The 979-nt window shown below is 72.3% G+C and carries 1 protein-coding gene; it reads left to right on the top strand.

The genetic code is table 11. The annotated features are described in order from the left end of the window. A partial coding sequence (locus FNQ90_RS24805; RefSeq protein WP_182608381.1) for an ABC transporter permease occupies positions 1-969 on the top strand: 969 nt, incomplete at its 5' end. Positions 970-979: the final 10 nt, after the last annotated feature.

Below are 979 nucleotides of genomic sequence, written 5' to 3'. Positions count from 1 at the left end.
GCCCGCCACCTCGCCAACCGCCTGCTCGGCGCCGCCGTCTCCCTGCTGCTGGTGCTGCTCAGCGCCTTCGTCATCTTCCGGGTCATCGGCGGCGACCCGGTCCGCGCCGTCGCCGGCGACACCCCCCTCACGCCCGAACAGCAGCGCGAGATCCGCGACCGGCTCGGCCTGGACGACCCCCTCGCCGTGCAGTTCCGCGACTACCTCCACCAGCTGTTCACCCTCGACTGGGGCACCTCCTACGTCTCCAGCGCACCCGTCACCGAACTCCTGTGGTCCCGCCTGCCCGCCACGCTCCTGCTCACCGGCACCGCCCTCGTTCTCGCCGTCTCCTTCGGCGTGTGGGCCGGCACCCGCGCCGGCTGGCGCCCCGGCAGCCGCTTCGACCGCGCCCAGGTCGGCATCGCCCTCACCCTGTGGTCGGCCCCCACCTTCTGGCTCGGCATGATCGTCATCGTCGTCTTCGCCGTCCACCTCGGCTGGTTCCCGGTCAACGGGATGCGCTCCGCGCGCGGGGTGGGGGAGGGGTGGTGGCCGCAGGCCCTGGACGTCGCGCACCACCTGGTGCTGCCCGCGCTGACCATGGCCGCCGTCGTCTACGCCCAGTACGTGCTGATCATGCGCTCCTCGATCATGGAGGAGCGTGCCGCCGATCACCTGAGGGTGGCCCGCGCCAAGGGACTGCGCGACGACGTGGTGCGCCGCCGGCACGCCGTCCCCAACGCCCTGCTGCCCACCGTCACCCTCATCGGCCTGCAACTCGGCGCGGTCTTCAACGGGGCCCTGCTCACCGAGACCATCTTCAGCTGGCCCGGCCTGGGCCTGCTGTTCCACCAGGCCATCCGGGTGCCCGACGTCCCGCTGCTCCAGGTGCTGTTCATCTTCTTCGCCGGCACCACCATCCTCGCCAACCTCGCCGCCGACCTGCTCCACCGCTTCCTCGACCCCCGTGTCCGGAGCACCGCATGAGCCCCGCCCC

This window comes from Streptomyces alkaliphilus (genome assembly GCF_014141535.1).
GTDB classification, from domain to species: domain Bacteria; phylum Actinomycetota; class Actinomycetes; order Streptomycetales; family Streptomycetaceae; genus Streptomyces; species Streptomyces alkaliphilus.
Note: the sequence above shows the minus strand (reverse complement) of the source record. Positions and strands in the feature narration are given on the sequence as shown.